The organism is Hymenobacter sp. UV11, from assembly GCF_004684095.1.
Lineage (GTDB): Bacteria > Bacteroidota > Bacteroidia > Cytophagales > Hymenobacteraceae > Hymenobacter.
Genome location: NZ_SRII01000006.1, coordinates 236,418 through 258,900, shown reverse-complemented (window position 1 = coordinate 258,900; position 22,483 = coordinate 236,418). Strand labels below are relative to the sequence as shown.

The 22,483-nt window shown below is 60.5% G+C and carries 21 protein-coding genes; 10 read left to right on the top strand and 11 right to left on the bottom strand.

Annotated features, from left to right (window positions below; genetic code table 11):
- Positions 1–11 precede the first annotated feature (11 nt).
- Both E4631_RS13095 and E4631_RS13090 read right to left on the bottom strand, forming a co-directional pair.
- The gene (locus E4631_RS13095; RefSeq protein ID WP_133659155.1) at positions 12–821 is read right to left on the bottom strand and encodes a bifunctional 2-polyprenyl-6-hydroxyphenol methylase/3-demethylubiquinol 3-O-methyltransferase UbiG; all 810 of its coding nucleotides are present in this window, start codon (positions 819–821) and stop codon (positions 12–14) included.
- Positions 822–1,087: 266 nt separating this feature from the next.
- Positions 1,088–1,501, bottom strand: a complete 414-nt coding sequence (locus E4631_RS13090) for a ribosome-binding factor A (protein WP_133656749.1) — start codon at positions 1,499–1,501, stop codon at positions 1,088–1,090.
- A gap of 170 nt (positions 1,502–1,671) precedes the next feature.
- Between E4631_RS13090 and E4631_RS13085 the strand changes: the two genes are divergently transcribed.
- On the top strand, positions 1,672–3,102 hold the full coding sequence (locus tag E4631_RS13085) for a hypothetical protein (RefSeq protein WP_133656750.1): 1,431 nt from the start codon (positions 1,672–1,674) through the stop codon (positions 3,100–3,102).
- 132 nt (positions 3,103–3,234) lie between these two features.
- Here the strand turns inward: E4631_RS13085 and tatC are convergent, their stop codons facing one another.
- The 5 genes from tatC to E4631_RS13060 all read right to left on the bottom strand — a co-directional run bounded on the left by tatC (position 3,235) and on the right by E4631_RS13060 (position 7,300).
- Positions 3,235–4,110 (bottom strand): twin-arginine translocase subunit TatC, encoded by an 876-nt coding sequence (gene tatC / locus E4631_RS13080; RefSeq protein WP_240734885.1) that lies wholly within the window; start codon positions 4,108–4,110, stop codon positions 3,235–3,237.
- Between the two features lie 97 nt (positions 4,111–4,207).
- Positions 4,208–5,515 carry a serine hydroxymethyltransferase gene (glyA, locus tag E4631_RS13075; RefSeq protein ID WP_133656751.1) on the bottom strand — a complete coding sequence of 436 codons (1,308 nt, stop codon included), beginning with the start codon at positions 5,513–5,515 and terminating at the stop codon, positions 4,208–4,210.
- Between the two features lie 150 nt (positions 5,516–5,665).
- Complete coding sequence (locus E4631_RS13070) at positions 5,666–6,370, bottom strand: metallophosphoesterase (protein WP_133656752.1); 705 nt, start codon at positions 6,368–6,370, stop codon at positions 5,666–5,668.
- A gap of 108 nt (positions 6,371–6,478) precedes the next feature.
- Positions 6,479–6,691 carry a hypothetical protein gene (locus E4631_RS13065; protein WP_133656753.1) on the bottom strand — a complete coding sequence of 71 codons (213 nt, stop codon included), beginning with the start codon at positions 6,689–6,691 and terminating at the stop codon, positions 6,479–6,481.
- Between the two features lie 93 nt (positions 6,692–6,784).
- Entirely contained in the window at positions 6,785–7,300 is a 516-nt protein-coding gene (locus E4631_RS13060; protein ID WP_133656754.1) for a hypothetical protein, read from the bottom strand.
- Between the two features lie 370 nt (positions 7,301–7,670).
- On the opposite strand from E4631_RS13060, the gene E4631_RS13055 reads away from it, so the two are divergent.
- The 8 genes from E4631_RS13055 to E4631_RS13020 all read left to right on the top strand — a co-directional run bounded on the left by E4631_RS13055 (position 7,671) and on the right by E4631_RS13020 (position 13,592).
- A complete protein-coding gene (locus E4631_RS13055; RefSeq protein ID WP_133656755.1) occupies positions 7,671–7,946 on the top strand; it encodes a hypothetical protein in 276 nt (91 codons plus the stop codon).
- A gap of 289 nt (positions 7,947–8,235) precedes the next feature.
- Positions 8,236–8,496, top strand: coding sequence for a 4a-hydroxytetrahydrobiopterin dehydratase (locus E4631_RS13050; RefSeq protein ID WP_133656756.1), 261 nt, complete (start codon positions 8,236–8,238; stop codon positions 8,494–8,496).
- Positions 8,497–8,516: 20 nt separating this feature from the next.
- The gene (gene rsmI / locus E4631_RS13045) at positions 8,517–9,290 is read left to right on the top strand and encodes a 16S rRNA (cytidine(1402)-2'-O)-methyltransferase (RefSeq protein ID WP_133656757.1); all 774 of its coding nucleotides are present in this window, start codon (positions 8,517–8,519) and stop codon (positions 9,288–9,290) included.
- Entirely contained in the window at positions 9,274–10,950 is a 1,677-nt protein-coding gene (lnt, locus tag E4631_RS13040; protein ID WP_133656758.1) for an apolipoprotein N-acyltransferase, read from the top strand. The genes rsmI and lnt overlap by 17 nt, the downstream gene beginning before the upstream one ends.
- 52 nt (positions 10,951–11,002) lie before the next feature.
- Positions 11,003–11,821: an inositol monophosphatase family protein gene (locus tag E4631_RS13035; protein WP_133656759.1), complete on the top strand. Its 819-nt coding sequence runs from the start codon at positions 11,003–11,005 to the stop codon at positions 11,819–11,821.
- Positions 11,822–11,849: 28 nt separating this feature from the next.
- The gene (locus E4631_RS13030) at positions 11,850–12,896 is read left to right on the top strand and encodes a TlpA disulfide reductase family protein (protein WP_133656760.1); all 1,047 of its coding nucleotides are present in this window, start codon (positions 11,850–11,852) and stop codon (positions 12,894–12,896) included.
- 55 nt (positions 12,897–12,951) lie between these two features.
- A complete protein-coding gene (locus tag E4631_RS13025) occupies positions 12,952–13,143 on the top strand; it encodes a FeoB-associated Cys-rich membrane protein (RefSeq protein WP_240734872.1) in 192 nt (63 codons plus the stop codon).
- A gap of 107 nt (positions 13,144–13,250) precedes the next feature.
- A complete protein-coding gene (locus E4631_RS13020; protein WP_133656761.1) occupies positions 13,251–13,592 on the top strand; it encodes a hypothetical protein in 342 nt (113 codons plus the stop codon).
- Positions 13,593–13,773: 181 nt separating this feature from the next.
- On the opposite strand, the gene E4631_RS13015 is transcribed toward E4631_RS13020, so the two are convergent.
- From E4631_RS13015 to radA, 3 genes are all read right to left on the bottom strand, one after another.
- On the bottom strand, positions 13,774–14,796 hold the full coding sequence (locus E4631_RS13015) for an SPASM domain-containing protein (RefSeq protein WP_133656762.1): 1,023 nt from the start codon (positions 14,794–14,796) through the stop codon (positions 13,774–13,776).
- Positions 14,797–14,877: 81 nt separating this feature from the next.
- Complete coding sequence (locus E4631_RS13010) at positions 14,878–16,458, bottom strand: redoxin domain-containing protein (RefSeq protein WP_133656763.1); 1,581 nt, start codon at positions 16,456–16,458, stop codon at positions 14,878–14,880.
- Positions 16,459–16,706: 248 nt separating this feature from the next.
- Entirely contained in the window at positions 16,707–18,107 is a 1,401-nt protein-coding gene (gene radA / locus E4631_RS13005) for a DNA repair protein RadA (RefSeq protein WP_133656764.1), read from the bottom strand.
- A 477-nt stretch (positions 18,108–18,584) separates the two neighbouring features.
- On the opposite strand from radA, the gene E4631_RS13000 reads away from it, so the two are divergent.
- Positions 18,585–20,078, top strand: coding sequence for a helix-turn-helix domain-containing protein (locus tag E4631_RS13000; protein ID WP_133656765.1), 1,494 nt, complete (start codon positions 18,585–18,587; stop codon positions 20,076–20,078).
- 70 nt (positions 20,079–20,148) lie between these two features.
- Here E4631_RS13000 and E4631_RS12995 read toward each other — a convergent pair whose 3' ends face one another.
- Entirely contained in the window at positions 20,149–22,305 is a 2,157-nt protein-coding gene (locus E4631_RS12995) for a sigma-54-dependent Fis family transcriptional regulator (protein WP_133656766.1), read from the bottom strand.
- Positions 22,306–22,483: the final 178 nt, after the last annotated feature.

Sequence of the window (22,483 nt, the reverse complement as noted above, 5' to 3'; positions counted from 1 at the left end):
AATCAGTGATCTTATTTCCACGCCTTCACTATCAGGCCGGTGCCCGAGTCGTGGGTGGTGCGGGCGTCGAGCCAGTTGAGGAGCAGGCAAAACGGAAAGGTGAGGGCGTAGTAGAGGGGTAGGAGCACAAAAAAGAGGCGCGACTTGCCCAGCATCAGAATCGGGTATTTCATGCTGAAGCGCCACGAAATCTGGCCTGGCTCGCCGTAGCTGTACTTGGCCTCGATGCGCTCGAAGCCGGCGGTGCGCAGCTTCTGCTGAATCTCGTGGATGTTGTAGCCGTCGCGCACGTGCTCCTCGATGAAGCTCGTCTCAGAGTCGGCGTGCACGTCGGAGCCGCCCTGGTCGGAGGGGGTAGAGATGAGCAGCATGCCGCCATCCTTGAGCGAGGCGTGGATGTTGCGAAACACCTCCACGTCTTCCAGAATGTGCTCCATCACGTCCACAGCCAGCGCCAGGTCAAACGAGTTGGGCTCCTGGTATAGCACTAGGTCCTGCACTGCAAACTGCACCTGCGGCCGGCCAATGGCCCGAAAAAAGTTGTTGGAATCGGCGACTTGCTCCTCCTTCACATCCACGGCCAGAATGCGCCAGAGGTTGCTGATGCCGCTGAGCCAGTAGCTGTACTGGCCGTAGCCAGCGCCGGCGTCCAGGATGTCGAGCGGCTGGCGGGTGCGGCCCTTGGCCCACTGGCGCAGCTCGCGGTGCACGTGCCAGGTGCGCAGCAGCAAGAGGTCGAGCAGGTTATAAAACAAGCGCCGCAGCCACGGCGAACGGTTGAAGACGTTGCCCAGGCTGCGCTTAATCGGGTCGTAATACAAGTGTGGTAAATGAGTAGATGAGTAAATGAGTAAGCGAGGAGCCGCGTAAAGGAGTAGGGTCGAAACCATTTACTCATTTACTCAGCTACTCATTAGACTTGTTCCCGAATAAGAAATGGCTGAAATTTTTCGCCACTTTGGGTCACTGGGTAGTCTTTTTTGCTTGGCCAAGCCCGTATCCTTGGGTTCTATAGGCAACTTTCATTTTCGACTCCAAATACGGCTTGGAAAATGCGCGATTTCTTATTGAGGAACAAGTCTATTTACTAATTGAACAGGCGTGGGCGCGGGGCTTCGGGCGCCTCGTCGTCGGCTTCGGGCTCGGCGGCCGGAATGTCGAGCTTGCTCAGCACCTGGTCCATGTGGGCGGCGTAGGCGGCGCTGTCGTCGTGAAAGAACGTGAGCTCGGGCACCACGCGGGCCTGGCTGCGAATGCGCTTGCCCAGGGCAAAGCGAATCTCCTTGGTGTGCTCCTTAATGGCTTCGAGGCGCTCGGGCGCGTCGTTGCCGATGAGCAGGCTCAAGTAGATGCGGGCCACGCCCAGGTCGGGCGTCACCTTCACGGTGCTGATGCTGGGCACCAGCCCGCCGCCAAACAGGTGCGGCAGGTCGCGCTGGAGCACCTGGGCCAGCTCCTGCTGCAGCAGGCTGGCCATTTTTTGCTGTCGTTTGCTTTCCATAACTTCTTGCTAAACCACAAAGGTACACCGCCCGGCAACGCGGTGGCATACCGCGCGCGCTGGCTCGCGGCGGGCCGCAGATTCCTACCCCCCGCCGCGCTGCTGAAGCCTGGGTAGTGAGCCAGCCGGTTTTCGCCCGCACCTTTGCAGCACTAATCTACTGTTTTTCTGTGCTGCGTTTTTTCAAAAGCTCCTTGCCGGCCCAGGTGCTGGTGCTGCTGGCGTTGGTGCTGGCCCTGCGGCTGCCGCTGCTGTGGTGGGGCCTGCCCACTACGGCCGCCGAGCTGCGCCTGCTGCTGCTGGGCGAGGGGGTAGCGGCCGGCGCCTGGCCCTACCGCGACCTCTACGACGGCACCGCGCCGCTGGCCGCCGCCGCCGCCGGCCTGCTCGAGCTGGCCTGGAGCCGCCCGCTGCTGCTGTACCGCGCCACCGCGCTGAGCCTGCTGGTAGTGCAGGCGTTGCGCTTCAATACGGTGCTCAACCAGGCCGACGTGCACCCCGAGCGTGGCTTCCTGGCGGCGCTCACCTACCTAGTGGTGGGCAGCGTGAGCACCGACCTCGATACGCTGTCGCCGCTGCTCATTGGGCACACGTTCATTGTGTTTGCCCTGAGCACGTTGCTGCCCACTTCGCGCGAGGGCTACGACAACCGCCGGCTGTTTCGGGCCGGTTTCCTGGTGGGGCTGGCGGCGCTGTGCTACCTGCCGCTGGCGCTGTTTGTGGTGCTGGGGCTGTTTGCGGTGCTCATTTTTGCGGCAAACTCGTTTCGCAGCTCGCTGCTGCTGGTCTGCGGGTTTTTATCGCCCTACGCGCTGATAGCTACGGTGTTTTTGTACGTGGGGGCCTTGCCCAATTTCAGTTGGATGCACCTGGAGCGGGGCCTCATTCCGGCCGTGGCCGCCACCGATGGCCTGCCGCCCGCCGTGGCCTGGCCGCTGCTGGGGGGGGTAGGGCTGCTGCTGGTGCTGGCGCTGCTGCGCGCGGCGGGCACGGCGCTGGGCCTTGTTTTTCAAACCAAGTTCCGGCAATTGATGCTGGTGTGGCTGCTGGTGGCGCTGGCCGTGCTGGCCGTTGGGCGGGGGCTAGCGCCGGGCTCGCTGCTGCTGCTGCTGCCGCCGCTGGCCTATTTCAGCCTGTACTTGTGGCAACGGGTGCCGGGCCAGCTGGGCTGGGCGCCCGAGCTGTTGTTTGTGGCGGTACTGGGCCTCACGGTGGGGCTGCGCTACCGCGACTGGGTGCCCGGCCTGCCCACCCTGCTGCGCCTACCCCCCGAAAGCGCCTTCGCCCCGCAGCCCAACCCCGCCTACCGCCGCCTCGCGGCCGGCCGCCCGGTGCTGGTGCTCGGGCCTAGTCGGCGCATCTACCTCGACCACCCGGCCGCCCGGCCCTACCTCGACTGGCCCCTCGCGCAAGCCGACTTTGGCCACCTTACCGAGTATGAGGCCGTGGTGCGCGTGGCCCGCAGCCTCGGCCCGCAGCCGCCGGCCTATTTGCTCGACCAAGCCGACTTTTTGCCCCGCTTACGCTACTTATTGCCCGATGTATTTGGCCGCTACGAGCCGGTGCCCGGCGTGCCGCAGGCGTATCAGTATGTGCGGTAAGCTTTAGCTTGCCGGAAGCAGTGTAAGGTAAGCTTTAGCTTGCCGTATGAACGCAAAAAAAACCGCCTCCTGGGGGTAGGAAACGGCTTTTTCAAGCTAAAATACGGCAAGCTAAAGCTTGCCCTACACGTGCTATTCCGCGCCTGGTATTAGCAGTTCGGCATTGAGCTTGGCGGCGCTGTTGCGGCGCACCACGCGGGCAATGTGGATGCTGAGCTCGTAAAGCAGCAGCACCGGAATGGTGACGATAATCTGGGCCGAAATGTCAGGCGGTGTAATGATGGCCGCGATAATGAGAATAACCACGATGGCGTGCTTGCGGTAAAGCACCATCAACTCGGGCGTGACGAGGCCGGCTTTGGCCAGGAAAAACACTATCATGGGCAGCTCAAACACAAAGGCGCACGAGAGCGTCATGGTGGTGAGCGTGCTCAGGTAGCTCTGCAAGTCCATCTGGTTCTGGATGGTAGGGTCTACTGTATAGTTTGCCAAAAACTGGATACTCAGCGGTGCAGCGACGTAGTAGCCAAACAGCAAGCCCAGAACAAAGAGTATCGACACGAAAAACACCGCGCCCTTCGAGTTGGCCCGCTCGTGGGGGTAGAGGCCCGGCTTCACGAAGCGCCAAATCTCCCAGAATAAATACGGAAACGCCAGGCAGATGCCCACAATAAACGAGGTGCTGATGTGCATGGTCAACTGCCCGCTCATCTCCCGGTTTTGAATAATAAAATTAATCTGGCTCTCGCACGGCTCATTAGAACCGAAGAAGTGCCCGATTTTGCAGAACACCTGGTACGTCCAGAAATCAGCGCGCGACGGCCCCAAAATCAGGTCGTGAAACAGAAACTGCTTATTGAAAAACGCGATGAGCGAAAAGACCACCACCGCAATCGCGGCCCGGATGATGTGCCAACGCAATGCCTCCAGGTGGTCAATAAAGGACATCTCCACTTCGCCTTCGGCGGCGGCGCGGTTCTGTTGAAATTTCTGAGTGGGGGAAGCCAACGGTAAATGCGTAAATGAGTAAGTGAGTAAGTGTTTGATGGGTAGAGGAATAGGTGTCAGGCTGTCGCCTTGTTTACTCAGCTACTCATTTACTCACTTACCCTTGAAAGAGGGGGTAGGCCTGCATCCACTCGTTTACCTGGTGGCGCACGCCGGCGATGCGGCTGGCGTCGGCGTGGTGCGTCAGCGCCTCATCAATGAGCTCGATGATACGTACCATGTCGGCCTCAACCAGGCCGCGGGTAGTTACGGCGGCTGAGCCAATCCGGATGCCGCTGGTCACGAAAGGCGACTTATCATCGAAGGGCACCATGTTCTTGTTGATGGTGATATCGGCCTGTACCAGGGTGTTTTCGGCCAGCTTACCGGTGAGGCCTTTCGAGCGCAGGTCAATGAGCATCAGGTGGTTGTCGGTGCCGCCCGAGATGATGTCGTAGCCGCGGTTGGTCAACTCCTTAGCCAAAGCCTGGGCATTCTTCTGCACCTGGTGCACGTAGTTGGTGTAGCCTTGACCCAGCGCCTCGCCAAAGGCCACGGCCTTGGCGGCAATGACGTGCTCCAGCGGCCCGCCCTGCGTGCCGGGAAACACGCCCGAGTCGAGCAGCGCCGACATGGGCCGGATGTCGCCCTTCGGCGTCTTCAGGCCAAACGGGTTATCGAAGTCCTGACCCAGCATGATGAGGCCGCCGCGCGGGCCGCGCAGCGTCTTGTGCGTGGTGGTGGTTACGATGTGGCAATGCTCAAACGGGTTATTGAGCAAGCCCTTGGCAATGAGGCCACTGGGGTGCGAGATATCAGCCAGCAAGAGCGCGCCTACCTCGTCGGCAGCGCGGCGCAGGGCGGCGTAGTTCCAGTCGCGCGAGTAGGCCGAGGCGCCGCAGATAATCATCTTGGGGCGCTCACGGCGGGCGGTGTCAATTACCTTGTCCCAGTCGATGAGGCCGGTTTCCTTCTCTACCCCATAAAAAGAAGGCTGGTAGAGCTTACCCGAAAAATTGACCGGCGAGCCGTGCGTGAGGTGACCGCCGTGGCTGAGGTCGAAGCCCAGAATCTTGTCGCCGGGGTTGAGGCAGGCCAGCATGACGGCCGCGTTGGCCTGCGCGCCCGAGTGGGGCTGCACGTTGGCCCAGGCCACGCCAAACAGCTCCTTCACGCGGTCGATGGCCAGTTGCTCGACCTGGTCTACTATTTCGCAGCCGCCGTAGTAGCGCTTGCCGGGCAAGCCCTCGGCGTACTTATTGGTGAGCACCGAGCCTTGCGCCGCCATCACCTGGTCAGACACATAATTCTCGGAGGCAATCAGCTCCAGGCCGTGGGTCTGGCGCTGGCGCTCCTGCGCAATGAGGTCGAAAACGGCCGTATCGTACACGGCAACGGGGGCGGCAGTAGGGGCAGTGGCTTGCATGGGTTCAAAAGTACGACGGAGTGTAGGGTAAGCTTTAGCTTGCCGGGTAAGGATGTGCGGTAAGCTTCAGCTTGCCGTTTTTGAAAACACGCACTTTTACCGGTAGCGGCGAGCTAAAGCTTACCCTACACTACCCCGGCAGGCCAGAGCTCACCGCACCGCGATGGGGTAGGGCGCCTCGCAGTTCTCCACCAAGTGCAGCTCCCAGCTATCCAGGTTGAGCGCGGCCAGGTGGCGCAGCTCGGGGTTGAGCCGAAACGCGCCGCCGGTATCGAGGCCGATGGCCCCGGCCCTGGCGGCCACGGCGGCTTTGACTTCGGCCACGGGGGTAGGCACGTGGCCGTGCAGCAGGCGCTTGCCCGCCAGCCGCGAGGGGTCATAAGTAAATTCCCGGCTATAAAGCAGGCTGTGCACGTCTTCGCGCATTTCGGCGGGGGGTAGGGCAAAGTTGAAGCCGGCGTGTACGAGCACAAAATCAGGTAGCTCCAACTGCAGGGGTAGGGCACTCATCCAGGCCACGTACCGGCCCGCAATATCAGTGGCCCGCGCCACGCCGAAGCTGGCCAACGTCAGCTGCTTCTCGTCTTCCAGCTTCCACATGCCGTTGGCATTGGGCTCGCCGTGTATGGTGGCCAGTAGCTCGTGCTCGTGGTTGCCGCGCAGGCAGCTTACCTGGTAGCCAGCGCCTTGTAGCTGCATGAGGTAGTCGAGCACGCCAGCGCTATCGGGGCCTTTGTTCACGTAGTCGCCCAGCAGGTACAGGTGGTCGGCGGGGTGCAGGCGCAGCTCTTCTTCTACTAGGCGGCGGAAGGTGCGCAGGCAGCCGTGCAGGTCGGTGGCGGCAAAGCGACGCATGTTGAGGTGATTAAGTTAGCTAAAGCATTTGCTAGCGGTAGTTTATAGAAACACAAAGCCCCGACCAATGGCCGAGGCTTCACGCTATATGAGTTAGCAGGCTTGCGCTTAAGCGTAGCTGCCTTTGCCGTTATCGGGCTTGTTGTGGCCGCGGTTGGGATGCTGCATCCCAGCATCCTGGGCCTCGTCTTCGAGGCGGGTTTCGGTGGCCTCGTCGAGGTCGCCGGCGGGCAGCGCGTCGGCCTTGGTGTTCTCGGGCATGCCGGGTTCGTTTTTATCGGTCTGCGACTGCTTATTCTGCTCTGTGTGGTGGGTAGCCATGGGAAAAGGAATTAGTAGTAGGAAAGAATAAGGTATAATGAACGACAAGCAGATAAGTAATTACCAGTAACTTGTTACTCACTACCTCTTCTATTAAAAGCCTTGGTCGATAGCCGAGTCTTTGGCACCGGGGTCGGTGAGCTCGGCATTGGTATCGGTGCCCGTGATGGGCTGAATGGGCTTGGGCGCCATCTGGCCCATACCCACGTGCGAGTCGGCATCTTCCATCTCGTCGGGGCCTTTGCGCATATCGTCGGCATCCAGTTCGTCTACGGGGCCACGCTGGGGGCGGCGGCCGTTTTCGTCGCGCTCAGCGTCGGGGCTGGGCAGGTCTTGGTCGGGGCGTTGGTTGGCACCCTCTTCGGCGGTGCGCATGTTGTCGCCGGGCTGGTGCGGGCTGCTAGAGTTCGAGTTCATTGCCAGCGCGGTTTCTCCCTCGCCATTGGCCGTACCGAAGCCTTCCTTGCCATCGCGGTTGCCGAAGCCGCCACGGGCTTTCTCGTTCTTGGGTGGGTCGGCGTTAGGAATACGCAGGCCGGCGGCAAATTCTTCCTCGGTCGTATCGTCGTTGATGACGCGGATGGGGCGGTTATTAGGGTCAACTGGCATAGATAGGGGAGGCGGCTAGTGAAAATGCAGAACGCCTTATAAGTTGTACTGTGGTTTGGGGCTTTGGGTTTAGCTGGCACAGTACCGCCCGGCCCGGCGGCTGGGCGGCCACTAGGCAGGCTGTCGCTACCCGGCGGCCGCCCAACGAGGCGCTTTTTGCTGCTGCTGGTGCCAGGGCAGCACCGGCCTTCATCGGTACACTTGCCCGTTTGGTCGAGGGGTAGGGAAGCAATTTTCGAATTAATATACTGAAAATGAAAGGATTATTTCGAAGTCGAAAATTTTATCGTTTGGGGCCTGGCATAGGGCTTGCCTTGGAGAGGGCAGACGCGTCCTTCTTTTCTCCTTCACTTTTCTACTGTTTTGAATCATGAAAACCTCCCTGCTTTCACTCGTTGCCATCCTCGGCCTGTTCGTCACTACTGCCGTTTCTGCCGCTCCCCTGGCCGGCCCCCACTACCCCTCGCCCCGCGAACGGGCTCGCTACGAAGCCGCCCAGCGCGAACAAGCCCGCCACATAGCTATGGAGCGCGCCCGCCTGGCCGACCAGCGCCGTGCTGAGCAGCGCCGCGACGCCGAGCGTGCCCGCTTCGAAGCCCTGCACCGCCACGACCAAGGCCGAAGCTACGGCTACAACCACCGTTAGCCCCCGCCTTTACCCGTTGGCGTGCCGGTGCGCCTCATCTCCGCTTCGCATCCAAGAAGGGGGTAGGCCGCAAGTTTCGCCGCCCCACCCTGGCCCCTCACGCCGCCCCGAATTTCATTAGAAGTTCGGGGCGGCGTTCTTTGTACTCAACGGTGCGCTTGCCCCCCCTGCTCCCGAAATAAAATGCCGGAGCCTAACCACTTTGGTGCTAGCTCCGCTATCGGCCCGGCATACGGACCCTGACCTGGAAATTGCGCGAATTCACTTAAACTCACAACCCCTCCTGCTTATGTGGACCGAGCACGACCACGCCCTCACCTGCACTTTCCGCTTCAAAGACTTCAAAATAGCCTTCTGCTTCATGACCGATGTGGCCGAGGAAGCTGAGCACCAGAACCATCACCCCTGGTGGGGCAACGAGTACGCTACGGTGAGCTTTCGGCTGTGTACCCACTCGGCCGGCCGCGTCGTGACGCAGAAGGACCACCAACTGGCCGCGGCCATCGACCAGCTGGCGGCCGCCTACAAAGGCGAGGAAGTGAGGGGGTAGGAGGCCCTACCTTTGCACCTATGCCCGAAGCCGCTGCCCTTACCCTCGTGCCTACCCCCATTGGCAACCTCGAAGACATTACCCTGCGGGCCATTCGGGTGCTGGGTGAGGTCGATGTAGTGCTCTGCGAAGACACCCGCACCAGCGGCCGGCTGATGCAGCATTTGCAGCTCAAGAAGCCGCTGCTGGCCTACCACCTGCATAATGAGCACAAGCAGGTGCCCCACCTGCTAGAGCGCCTGGCCAAGGGCGAGCGCATGGCCCTGGTGAGCGATGCTGGCACGCCCGGCATCTCCGACCCCGGCTTTTTGCTAGTGCGCGAGTGCCTGGCCGCCGGCCTGCTAGTTGAGTGCCTGCCCGGCCCCACAGCCCTGGTACCGGCCCTGCTCAAGTCGGGCTTCGGGGCCGAGCGGTTTGCCTTCGAAGGCTTTTTGCCGGTGAAAAAAGGCCGCCAGACCCGCCTGCAAGAGCTGGCCCGCGAAACGCGGACGCTCATTTTCTATGAGTCGCCGCACCGCATTGTCAAAACGCTGACGCAGCTGGCCGAGGTGTTTGGACCCGAGCGGCTCGCCAGCGTCAGCCGCGAGCTAACCAAGCTGTTTGAAGAAACCCTCACCGCCCCGCTCGGCGAGCTGGCCGCCACCCTGGCCGCCCGCCCCGCCATCAAGGGCGAAATTGTACTGGTAGTAAAAGGTGCTGAATATGAGCGAATTGAGCGCAGTAAATACGCCGCCCGCGATGACGAAGACGACGACACCGACGATGGCGATGCCGACGATGACCCCGCTGCCTAGCGGCCCGCTGGGCCGCCTGGGGCAGTCGCCACTGCTGCTGGCCCTGCTGGGCGGGGCGCTGATGTGGACCGGCTGGCCGGTGCATCCCGCGCCGCTCACGCTGCTGCTGTTCATCGGCTGGGTGCCCTACCTGCGCCTCGAACAGCTACTGACGCAGCAGGGCGCCAAGCGCGGCCGGGTGTTTGCCAGCACCTACCTGTTCCTGTTTTTCTGGAACGCCTTCACTACCTGGTGGGTAAGCTTCAGCACGCTGGGCGGCGGCATCGCGGCCGTAGTGCTCAATGCCGCGCTCATGTGCCTGCCGCTGATGGCATTTCGACGCACTAAGGAGCGCTTTGGCAATAAGCTAGGCTACCTCTCGCTGCCGGTGTACTGGATTGCCTTCGAGCAATTACACCTGCACTGGGATTTGTCGTGGCCCTGGCTCACGCTGGGCAACGGCTTTGCCAGCGCGCCCGAGTGGGTGCAGTGGTACGAGTACACGGGCTTCCTAGGTGGCTCGGTGTGGCTGCTGGCGGTCAATATCTTAATGTTCTGGGCGTGGTTTGGAAAAGAGGGGGTAGCACCGTGGGCCTTCAACGGGCCGCGCCGCTGGCGCTGGGCCGTGCCGATGATGGCCATTGGGCTACCGCTGGCAATTTCCTTCACCATCAACCGCAACTTTCAGGAAAAAGGCTCACCGCTCGAAGTGGTCGTCGTGCAGCCCAACATCGACCCGTACAACGAGAAATTCCCCGAAAACCCACGCTTTATTCCCTACAACGAGCAGTTGACGCGGCTGCTGCAACGCACCGAGGCCAGCATCACGCCCCAAACGCGGCTGGTGCTCTGGCCCGAAACTTCCCTCGAAGAAGCGCTCTTTGAAACCACTTTTGCCCAAAGCCCGCAGGCGCTACGCATCCGGCAGGAGCTGCTGGCCCGTCACCCGGGCTTGAGCCTGCTGGTCGGCATCACTAGCTTAGGTACGTACCCTGACGCGGCCAGCGCCTCGCCCACCGCGCACCACCGCGACGACGTGGGCTACTACGACGTGTTCAACGCGGCCGCTTTCTTTGCCGATGCTACCACCCCGCCGCAGTTCTACCACAAGTCGAAGCTGGTGCCGGGGGTGGAGAAAATTCCGCCCATCCTCGGCAAGCTCCTGAGCAACATTGACCTCGGCGGTATTGTCGGCTCCTACGGCTCGCAGGATGAGCGCACCGTGTTTCCGGCCCCGCCCGCCGCGCCCGCGCTGCGGCTGGCCCCGCTTATCTGCTACGAAAGCATCTATGGCGACTTCGTGGCCCAGTACGTGCACAACGGCGCCACGCTGCTCGGCCTCATCACCAACGACGGCTGGTGGAGCGACTCGCCCGGCTTCCGGCAGCACCTGCGCTACGGCGCGCTGCGCTGCATCGAAACCCGCCGCGACCTCGCCCGCTCGGCCAATACCGGCGTTTCAGCCTTCATCGACCAGCGCGGCACCATCTCGCACGCCACCGGCTGGTGGGTAGGCGCCGCCAGCCGCGCCACCGTGCACCTCAATACCGAGCAAACCTTCTACGTTCGCCACGGCGAGCTGATTGGGCGCGGCTGCCAGATTTTGGCGGTGCTGGGGCTGCTGGCCGTAGTAGTAGCGCGGGCTCTGCGAGTCCGCGCGTTGAACGAAACCCGCGCCTAACCATCACCCAACGTTCTTACACGCGGACTCGCAAAGTCCGCGCTACCCTCCTATGACTCCCGACCTCCTCCAACTCTCCTATTCCGTCGCCGACCTCTGCCGCCAGGCGGGCGCTTTCATCCGCGAGCAAGTCACGAGCTTCGACCCTAGCAAAATCGAAAGCAAAGGCCTGCACGACATGGTTTCTTACGTCGATAAGGAATCGGAAAAAATGCTGGTGGCCGGCTTGCAAAAGCTGCTTCCCGAAGCCGGCTTCGTGACGGAAGAAGGCACCGTGGCCAACTCCGACCCCAGCGTGGAATATCGCTGGATAATAGACCCGCTCGACGGCACCACCAACTTTATCCACGGCCTACCCTGCTTCGCAGTGAGTGTGGCCCTGGCGCGCGGCAACGAGCCGGTGCTGGGCGTGGTGTACGAGGTGAGCCGCGACGAGTGCTTTCGCGGCGCCCAGGGCCACGGCGCGTTCCTGAACGACCAGCCCATCCGGGTAAGCTCGGCCGCCCGCATGGACGATACGCTCATTGCCACCGGCTTGCCCTTCTACAAGTTTACGCACCTCGACGCCTACCTCGGCATCCTCACCGAGTATATGCAGCACTCGCGCGGGCTGCGCCGCTGGGGCTCGGCGGCCACCGACCTGGCCTACGTAGCCTGCGGCCGCTTTGATAGCTACTTCGAGTTCAACATCAATTCTTACGATGTGGCCGCTGGCATCCTGCTGGTACGCGAAGCAGGGGGTAGGGTCACGCAGTGGCTCGAAGCCGGCGACCCGGTGTTCAACCGCGAGGTACTAGCCACCAACGGCCACGTGCACAACGAAATGCAGGCCGTGATGCGGCAGCACTGGCAACCGGGTTTTCAGTGGTAGCTTGGGGTACACCTTGTCCCACCTCCCTATGAAACTGCTGCTACCCCTAGGGCTGGCCGTGCTGCTGGCCAGCCCCGCCCTTGCCCAAACCCAGCTCACCGGCGATATCGTCGGCATGGGCACTCGCACGGCCGAGTATCACTACACCCGACAAGGTCAAGACTACACCGATACGCTTCGGGTGGCGAATGGCCATTTTGCACATTCCATCCCAGCGACCGACGATGGTATGGGCACTATTATAGTTCGTGAGTCGGCGGGGAGCTTTGAAAGTCAGCAGTTCTGGGTCGAGCCGGGGACGGTGCATTTTCAAGGCACGGTGCAGCAGCTTGGCAAGCTCGATGCCACTGGCACGCCCGAGAACAACGTGCTGAGCGATTTCAACCATACCGTGCAGTGGAAGGACTACGGCAAACCTCTTAAGTCGGAAGCCGATTACCAGGCTCTGCAGGCGCAGGATACCCGCCAGTTTATCAAGGCGCATCCGGCGGCCCGCACCAGCGCCTTTCAACTCTATTGGCAAACGATAATGCAGCCCACCTACCCGGTGGCCGAGTACGAGAAGCTGCTGCAGGGCCTTAAGCCTACCGTGCGCCAAAGCTGGTACGGGCAGCAGGCTGCCAAGCGCCTCGTCATTCTCCACAACCAACCCGCCGTGGGCAAGCCAGTGGCCGATTTCACCCTGGCCGACACGGCTGGTACGCAGCACTCGCTAGCCACCTACCGCGGCAAATATGTGCTGCTCGATTTCTGGGGCCACTGGTGCAGCCCTTGCGTGCGGGCCATGCCGCAGGTAAACGCCCTGCACCAGCAGTATGCCGACAAGCTAACCATTATTGGCGTGGCGATGGAAAGCGCCAGCAGCGCGCCGCTGTGGAAAAAAGCCATTCGCCAGCACCACGTGCCGGGCCTGCAACTCTCAGACCTGCAAGAAGCCAAGGGTCCCGTTATTACCGGCTACAATATCAATGCCTTTCCCACATACATGCTGCTCGACCCGCAGGGTAAGCTGGTAGCACGCACTAACGACGTAGAAGAAATCACCAAAAAACTGGCAGCTCTAGGTAGCTTCTAGCTACTCGCCCACTCTAGGCAAACTTTTCGCTGGCCCACGCCGTTTTGCTTTCGTCATGGACACTCAACTGCTTATCATTTTTGCTCTTTTCGCCGCCGCACTCTTCTACTTGGGCCGGCGCGTGTGGCAAACCTTCGCCGCCAAGGGCCAGGCTGGCTGCGCCAAAGGCTGCGGCGGCGCCTGTGGCGCGGCCTTCGATGTAGAGGCCATGCAGCGCACAATAGAGGCGCGCGCGGCTGCCCGCTAACAGCAGCGCTTAAAAACTGTAGTTTTGGTTAACCCCCGACCGCCCCGGCTCCGTATAGCCGGGGCGGCCTGCTTTGGGCCCTACCCCACCACTTAGCACCTATTGCCATGCAGGACAAAGAAGAAATGACTTCGCTCGTCACCGTCGAGAAAAAGCTTAACAGCGAAGGCTACACCCACGACTTTACCGTGAAAGATGGCCGCCTGACCACGATGGATAACGATAGCGCCCGCACCTACCTGCCCGAGGATGTTACGGTTGTCGATTACTTCCGCTTTGAAGGCGAGAGCGACCCAGATGACGCTTCTATCCTCTACGCACTCGAAACGGCCGATGGCGCCAAGGGCACCATCTCGTCGGCCTACGGTGTGTATGCCAATGAGGACGTGGACCAGTTCATTCTCAAAGTAGAATCGCTGGGTAAGAACCTGATGAAGGGCAAAAAATAGACCACTGATTAGCACGGATTTAAGCGGATTGCACGGATTTTGTGGACGGCGCTAGAATTTGTATTCGGCACTTTTATTACAAGCCAAACCAGAAAAGGCCACCCAAGCGGGTGGCCTTTTCTCATTTGGCGAATCGTCCACAAAATCCGTGAAATCCGCTTAAATCCGTGTTAATCAGTGGTCAGCCCCACACCTTGGTGCCCTCGGTGCAATTGCGGCACATCTCAATCTGGTCGCGGCCTTTGAGCAGGGCTTGGCGGAAGCCGTGGTACTTAGGGCCGTGCCAGAGGGCGCGAAAGCTTTCGTGCTGGCGGTCGCCGAGGCGATACTCGGCGTCCTTGTCGAAGCAGCAGGGCACTACTTTGCCATCCCAAGTGATGACGCAGGAGTGCCACATCTTCCAGCAGCCGTTTACGAGCTTGTTTTTTAGGCTGAAGGTGCCATTGCCATTGTTGGCGTAGCGCGAGTAATAGTCGATGGTCGGGATGAGCGGCGAGCCCTGCTGGTAGTCATAAATCTGGGCGGTTTTAAACCACACATCGTCTACCCCCATTGCCTGGGCCAACGCTTTAGCATCTGCAATCTGGTGCTCATTGGGCCGCACCACCAGAAATTGAAAGATGATGCGCGGCGTGCTGCTGTTGAGCGCTTTGCGCCACTTCACCACGTTGCGGGTGCCTGCCAATACTTTCTCCAGCTTGCCGCCGATGCGGTACTGCTGATATACCTCCTGCGTAGTGCCGTCGAGCGAGATGATGAGCCGGTCGAGGCCGCTCTCCACCGTGCGGCGGGCATTCTCATCGGTGAGAAAGTGGGCATTGGTGCTGGTAGCCGTGTAGAGACCCTTCTGGCTGGCATATTCTACCAAATCTAGAAACTGCGGGTGCAGGTAGGGTTCGCCCTGAAAGTAGAATATGAGATACCACAGTCGGCTGGCTACCTCATCAATAGTCTTCTTGAACAGGTCAGCAGGCAGCATGCCAGTGGGCCGCGTAAAGGAGCGCAGGCCGCTCGGGCACTCGGGGCAACGCAGGTTGCAGCTGGTAGTGGGCTCAAATGCCAGCGCCACGGGCAGGCCCCAGGTGCGGGCCCGGCCCGTGGCGCGGCTGATAATATAAGAGCTAACTACTTGGAAGGCATTAAAAAGGCGGCCGGGCGTGGCTTTGCGAAATAAAGAAAGACCGTCGCGGAGGGTTGAGCGCATAGCATGAAGGTAGGCAGCGGCCCACAGACCAACAGACACGCGACTACCCTCGGAGGTTTTCGCGCATCCTGCTACTAGAGCCTACTTGGCCGCGCTGGCGGGGGTAGGGAGCTGCGCCACGGCCGCGCTATACACACCGGCTTTGCCAAACGATTGGTTTATCTCGTCCACGGCGGCGCGGCTGCTCAGGCGCTTGGGCTTGGGATTTAGGATAGTGCCGTCTTCGCCCAGCAGAATATAAGTGGGTACCTCGCTCAGGTTATAGGCTTTGGCCACTTCCGAACGCATCCCGCCAATGGCCCGCACGTGCACGCCCGGTAGCTTCTTGATGGTTACGAGCTGGCGCCAGGGTATCTCCATCTCATCGAGCGCTACGTTGACGAACACAATATTCTTGCCTTCAAACCGCTTGGCCAGGTCCTGCGCATAAGATAAGTCGCGTAGGCACAGGCCATTGGTGGTTTTCCAAAAGTTGAGGTACACCAGCTTGCCCTGAAAGCTGCTGAGCTTCACCGAATCGCCCGCAGCCGAAACCAGCCGGAAGTCGGGCGCCAGCGAGCCGATTGCCAGGGCTTTGTGCTTGCCAAAGTCGGTTTCCAGGGCGGTCAAGTAGTGCTTGTGAGTGTCCAGGGCCCGGAAATCGCTGAGCATGGCGGCCGACTGGCGCACGTGGCCAAAGCGAAACGACTCCTGCAGGATGCGGCCCAGCGTGAGCAGGCGCATGGTGCTGTTGAGGCGCTTGCTGGCGAGGGCGTAGCAGAAGGGATAGAAATCGGGGTCGGTGCGCAGGTGCTTCTGCTGCGCGGCCATGTAGTGCACGTAATTGAGCAAAAATTCCTGAAACTGCTCGTTGGCAACTGCCGTCTGGTCGTTGAGCAGGTTCGGGTCACGCAGAAATTCGAAGTAGCCGGGCGTCATCGTCATGCGGCCTTCGCTGCTCACTACCTGCTCGCGCAGGTCGGGAAAAGTCAGGCGGTCATTGGCGTTAGAGTACGTAATCTCGGCCTTGGCATAATTATAAAAATCAATGGTAAAAGACTGCCTCGCGGCGCGGTCTTCTAAAAAGTTGCGCTCGTGCTTAATTCGGTAGTCCAGAAACGATACAAAGGGTGCTTCGTAGAGCTGAATATTATCCGGAAGTACCTGAAAACCATCGTTTGACACAAACTGCTCATCAAACTCCGCCAGGTAAGAATTGGCGTTGGCCATCTGCTGGCGGTGGCGCTGCTCATCGGTCAGGTTGCCATTATTACGAATCCGGGTTGCGAAGCCAGTCGGAACATCGTTAGCCTTGAATTTAACCGTGCCGGGTAGGTCTTCCCCTTTGAAGCGCACATCGAGGTCCGTACCAGGGTCCAGAAATAGGTCGGCTACCGCGTCGCCGTACACCAAATCGGCTCTGGTAGAGCCAGAAACCTGCACTATCATCCGGAATTCGCCCTTTTCATTGAGCTTGGCGTAGCTGATGCGCTCGCTGCTGTCGAATGGACTGTCGTGAATTGAAACGGCGATAGTATCAGTGGTTGGGCTTGAAACCCGACCCGTAAGTATCGCTTTACCAGCTGTTTCGGCTGGACGGGCGCCAGTTGCTTGCGCTTGTGCACCCAGCGCCCAGGCAGCGCTCAGCCAGCAAGTGAGTAAACAAGTAAATGTTAATTTCATAGATGGTAGGACAATAGACAGCGAAGCACAACCAATGCGGATGAACCCTAAAACCTAATTCGTGTACGTATTTATTTTATCGGTAAAAGTCAATTATGGCACCGAAGATAAGGCACATTACGCACTCGTTTTGCACGATGACTTAGCAAAAATAAATAGTCCTGAAAAATATGGTTTTTGCCAAATTTTAACGCAAAATATGGCAGCTTCTAACGCGGCTTTACGTACCCTATCCCCTCATCCATTACTCATCCGAACAAGCCCTGCAAAACCTCATCGAGGCGGCTCACGGCCTGCACGCGCAGCCCAGACCGGCCCTGGTCGGCCAGGTTTTTGCCGTTGAACTGCGACACGTACATTTCGCGGAAGCCCAGCTTCTCGGCTTCGGCCAGGCGCTGGTCGAGGCGGGGCACGGCGCGCATCTCGCCGCTGAGGCCTACTTCGGCGGCCAGGCACACATCGCCGGGAATGGGCAGGTCATTCAGCGACGACACCACGGCGGCGCACACGGCGGCGTCGAGGGCGGGGTCGTCGAGGCGTAGGCCGCCCGCGATGTTCAGAAACACGTCGTGCTGGCCCAGGCGCAGGCCGGCGCGCTTTTCGAGCACGGCCAGCAGCATTTGCAGGCGCTTGGCGTCGAAACCGGTGCTGCTACGCTGCGGCGTGCCGTAGGTGGCGGGCGTCACGAGGGCCTGTACCTCCACCAGCAGTGGGCGGTTGCCCTCTAGCGTGGCCCCGATGGCCATGCCGCTCAGGCTTTCGGCACGCTGCGAAAGCAAAATCTCCGACGGGTTGCTCACCTGGCGTAGGCCGCTGCCCTGCATCTCGTAAATACCCAGCTCGGAAGTGCTGCCGAAGCGATTTTTGGTGGTGCGCAGAATGCGGTAGCTCAGGTGGCGGTCGCCCTCGAACTGCAAAACTGTGTCCACCATGTGCTCCAGTATTTTGGGGCCCGCAATGCTGCCATCTTTGGTGATGTGGCCGATGAGCAGCACCGGCGTGCCGGTTTCCTTGGCGAATTTCAAGAACTCGGCGGTGCACTCGCGCACCTGGCTCACCGAGCCCGCGCCGCTCTCCACCAGCGTCGAGTGCATGGTCTGGATGGAGTCGATAACGAGCAGGTTGGGCTCGACCTGGTCTACTTGCCGAAAAATATTCTGGGTATTCGTCTCCGTCAAGATGTAGCAGCCGGGGTGCTGGCCGTCGGCCAGGCGCTCGGCGCGCATCTTTATCTGGGCCTCACTCTCCTCACCGCTCACGTACAGAATGCGCAATTTCTTCATCATCAAAGCAATCTGAAGCATAAGAGTGCTCTTGCCGATGCCCGGCTCGCCGCCGATGAGCACGATGGAGCCCGGCACCAGGCCGCCGCCCAGCACGCGGTTCAACTCGCCGTCGGGGGTGACGATGCGCGGCTCTTCTTCGTGGCGAATGTCAGCCAGCGGGCGCGACTTGGCGGCTTTGCTCACGTTGCCGCCGGGCACGGTGCTGGCTGGCTTCCACTGGCCGGTGGTGGTGGCGGCGGTTTCCTTCTGCACCACTTCCTCCACGTAGGTATTCCACTCGCCGCACGAAGGGCAGCGCCCAATCCACTTTGCCGACTGCGCGCCGCAGTTCTGACAGAAAAAAACTGTTCTTGCCTTGGCCATTTTTGCTAAAATAATTCGCAAGAATAAGGCTTGGAAAACTAAAAAGGTTGCAGCTCGGGCCACAAACTACCCTGGCGATTGCGCACAAAAAAGCCTCGGCCGAAACGACCGAGGCTTTCCAAAGGGACTTAATGGAACTTGCGCTGGGTGGGAACAGAATTGATGCCAGAAATTGGGAAGCGAGGCGAGACTACGCGCGCCGCTTTTAAATGTGTGTGCATGTTACCCCGGTTTGCCATGGCAAACGGGGGGTAGGAAATCGGCCGCGTGGCTGCATGCGCGGCGGCTCCTACTACTTGAATGCAAACTTACATCAGCGAAATCATAAATTGTAGCGAATTTTCGCTAATGACCGCCGATTTGCTGATTTCCAGTAGTTTTGTAGGGCTTAAAATTTCGTTCGTAGCGAATGCGGTAGCTTTTGGCCTGTGGTGGTAAAGGCCGCGCGGTTTTCTTTCTATTCATTTACTACCCCCCATGCTTAGTCATAGCCAAGTCGTTCGCCTCATTTTTGGCCTGAAGCTGCGCGAGCTGCGGCAGGAGCGGGGCCTGAGCCCGGCCGAGCTGGCGCGCAGCTGCGAAGTGAGCGTGAGCTATCTCAACGAGATTGAAAAGGGTAAGAAATATCCCAAAGCCGATAAGATACTGAGCTTCAGCAAGTGCCTGGATGTGCGCTACGACCAGCTAACTTCTACTGAGCTGCCGCGCCGGCTGGAGCCAATTTCGGATTTGTTGAATTCGAACGTGCTGCAGGAGTTTCCGCTGGCTATGTATGGCATCGAGCCCATGCAGCTGTTTGAGCTCATTGCCAATGCGCCGGCCAAGATGAATGCGTTTATCAGCACCGTTTTCGAGATTGCCCGCAACTACGAGATGCGGCAGGAGCACTTTTTTCTGGCCGCGCGGCGCTCGTACCAGGAAATGCACGACAACTATTTTGAGGACCTGGAAGAGGCGGCGCGCGCCTTCGTAGCCAGCCACCAGCTAAGCCCTACCCCCCCCTTCGACCTAGAGTTGCTCGAAGCCCTGCTGACGCAACAATACGGCTACACCATCGACCGCACCACGCTGGCCGGGCACCCGATAGCGGTGGCAGGGCAGCTACGCTCGGTGTTTCGGCCCAAAACCAAAACGCTGCTGCTGCTGCCCACCCTCAGCCGTGGGCAGCAAGCGTTTGTGCTGGGAAGGGAGCTGGGGTTCAATTATTTGAAGCTGAAAGAGCGTCACTACGCCAGTCCCAACTCGTTGCCCGTGCGCTCGTTTGAGGAGGTGCTGAATAACTTCCGGGCTTCGTACTTCGCCAGCGCCTTGCTGATGGAGGAAGACAGTATGGTGCGCGACCTGCGCAAGGTATTTGGGGCCAAAAAGTGGCAGCCCGACGCGCTGCTGGCCCTGCTGGAGCGCTACGACGTGAGCTCAGAGATGCTGATGCAGCGCCTAGCAACGCTCCTACCCAAGCATTTTGGCCTGACCAGCCTGTTCTTCCTGCGGTTTGACCAGGCGCAGGCCGGCGCCGACTATGAGCTTACCAGAGAGCTGCACCTTTCGCGCTTGCACAACCCGCACGGCAACGACCTGCACGAGCACTACTGCCGCCGCTGGGTGAGCCTACGCCTGATTGCCGAAGCCCGCGCCGCCGCCCCGCCCGCCGGCCTCATCACCCTGCCCGACGCGCAGCGCTCGCGGTACCTGGGCACCGACGATGAGTACCTGTGCCTAACCCTGGCCCGCGCCGGCGCGCCCGATGCACCGGCCATGAGCGTAACCGTAGGCCTGCGCTGCGATGACAACCTGCGCCAGCAGTTCAAGTTTCTGGCCGACCCCGCGCTGCCGCTGCGCATTGTGAACGAAACCTGCGAGCGCTGCCCACTGGCCGACTGCCAGGAGCGCGCCGCCCCGCCAGTGCAGGTGCAGCGTGCCGCCGAGCAAGCCACCTACGAAGCCGCCGTAGCAGAGTTGGTAGGAGGATAATTGCAGTGAGCAATGAGTTTTTTTGCTCACTGCTCACTGCTCACTGCTCACTGCTCACTGCTCACTGCTATTACCCCGCTACTACCGTGCGGCGGATGCCTAGCTTTTTCATGCGGGCTTCGAGGGTTTTGGGGTTGATGTCGAGAAGGGAGGCCGCGCCCTGGGCGCCGCTCACGCGGCCGCCGGTGCGGTGCAGGGCCGTTAGAATATGGTCGCGCTCCTGCTCGCGGAGCGTCTTGAGGGGGGCTTCGTCGGTGTCGGGGGGGGTAGGGGGCGCTAGCTCGGTGGGCAGCGTGGGGCCGGGCGGCAGCGCCCGCGGCGTGGGCCCGGCCGCGAAGCCTCCAAACTCCAGCCAGGCTCCCTGGCTCACGATGATGGCCTGCTCCAGCACGTGCTCCAGCTCGCGGATGTTGCCGGGCCACGAGTAGGCCAGCAGCGCGGCCATGTCGGCGGGCCGAATGGCGCGGGGCGGCCGCGCCAGGCGCTTGCTCAGCGTGCCCAGGTAGTGCTGCACCAGGGGCACAATATCCTGGGGCCGCTCGCGCAGCGGAGCCAGCTGAATCGGAAATACGTTGAGCCGGTAGTAGAGGTCGGCCCGGAAGCGGCCGGCGCGTACTTCCTCTTCGAGCACGCGGTTGGTGGCAGCCAGCACGCGGGCGTCGGTTTGCAGCACGCGGTTGCCGCCCAGGCGCTCAAACTCCTTTTCCTGCAGCACGCGCAGCAGCTTGGCTTGCAGGTCGAGGGGTAGCTCGCCCACTTCGTCCAGAAAAATAGTACCGCCGTTAGCCAGCTCAAACTTGCCGATGCGCCGCTCCACGGCCCCGGTAAATGCGCCTTTCTCGTGGCCAAATAACTCGCTTTCAATCAGCTGGGCAGGTAAGGCCGCGCAGTTGATTTTCACCAGCGCCCGGCCGTGGCGGGGCGAGGCCTGGTGCAGCGCCCGCGCCACCACTTCCTTGCCGGTACCGGTTTCGCCGGTGATGAGCACCGTGGCGTCGGTATCGGCTACCTGTGCAATGCGCTGGCGCACCTGCTGCAAGGCCGGGCTCACCCCAATGAGGCCATCGGCGGGCCGGTCGGTGTTGATTTCGTCAATCAAATACGTGCGCTCCTGCTCCACCTGCGCCTTCAGTTCCTCAATCTGCTCGAAGGCAAACAGGTTGTCCAGCACCAGCGCAATCTGGGGCACCAGGGCCTGCACGGTGGCCTGGTTATCGGCCGTAAAGGCCTCTGGGTCGGCGGCCGAAAGGGTCAGCACCACCTGGCTATCGGGCCGCTGCCATATGGGCGCAACCAGCATGGCGCGGGTGCCGTAGTGCTCATACACGTAGCGCAGGCGGGGGTAGCGCACGGCTAGCGCGTAAAAATCGGCCCCGGTGTACACGCCGGGCCGCTGCAGCAAGTCGCTGAGCTGCTGATAGAGGCCGGCGGCGTCGGAGCCGCCCTCATCCTGCGGGCGGTCGGGGTCGAGGGCCACAAAATCGTCGTTGCCAACCCGCGAAAACTCCGCAAACGCCTCAAAGGACTTGGTGGGCCCCATGCGCTGAATGCGGATGCCAAAATATTCGAAGGGCATGACCCGGCCCAGCTCCTCGGCCACGGCCCGAAACAGCGGCTCGCGCTGCTTGATGCTGAGTAGCGCGTTGTTGATGGCCAGCTGCATAGTGCGCTCGCGCTCGCGTTGGGCCAGGCTCTCGAAAGCCAGCGTATTACCCACCGCCACGGCTACCAGCGAGCCAATTTTTTCGAGCAGCCGGTCATCGGCAGCGGTGGGGGTAGGGCGCCGGGCCGCCGCCAGAATCAGGAAGCCCGTGAGGCGCCCGCCGAGCCGCAGCGGCACGGTAGTCATATACTCGATGCCCTGCCGCCGCAGCTTATTAAACGGCTCGTAGTCGGGGTAGGAAGAGGCGTATTCCTGCAGGGTAATGTGCTGAATGCGCGGGTCGGCTACGAGCTGCTCAACGGGCGAGTCCGCGATGGGCGTGAAAACGGTGGCCGAGGCGTCGATGGGCAGGCTGGTCGCCGTGCTACCCACGTAGCTGCGCAAAAACAAGCGTTTATTGAGCAGCTCTTTATCGAAGACGTTGATGCCAATCAGGTCAAACGGAAAGATGAGCCGCAGCTTATTGGTGATGGCCTGAAACAGCGTTTCCTTGTCGCGAATGGTGGCGATAGCTTCGTTGAGATGAAGCAAAAGCGTCTCGTCTTGGTTAGCGGTAGGCGACATAGCGGCTTTGAGAAATTCCTGATATGTAAGGAAACCCTAAATAAAAGTTTATGTTTGAAACCGTTCAGCTTATAGTCAATAATTTTTTATCTATCAGATAATAAGTAAGTTCTGAATAGTAAACCCAGCCATAACCAATTGGCACGTCATTCGGTAAGTAGATGGCACACTACTACGC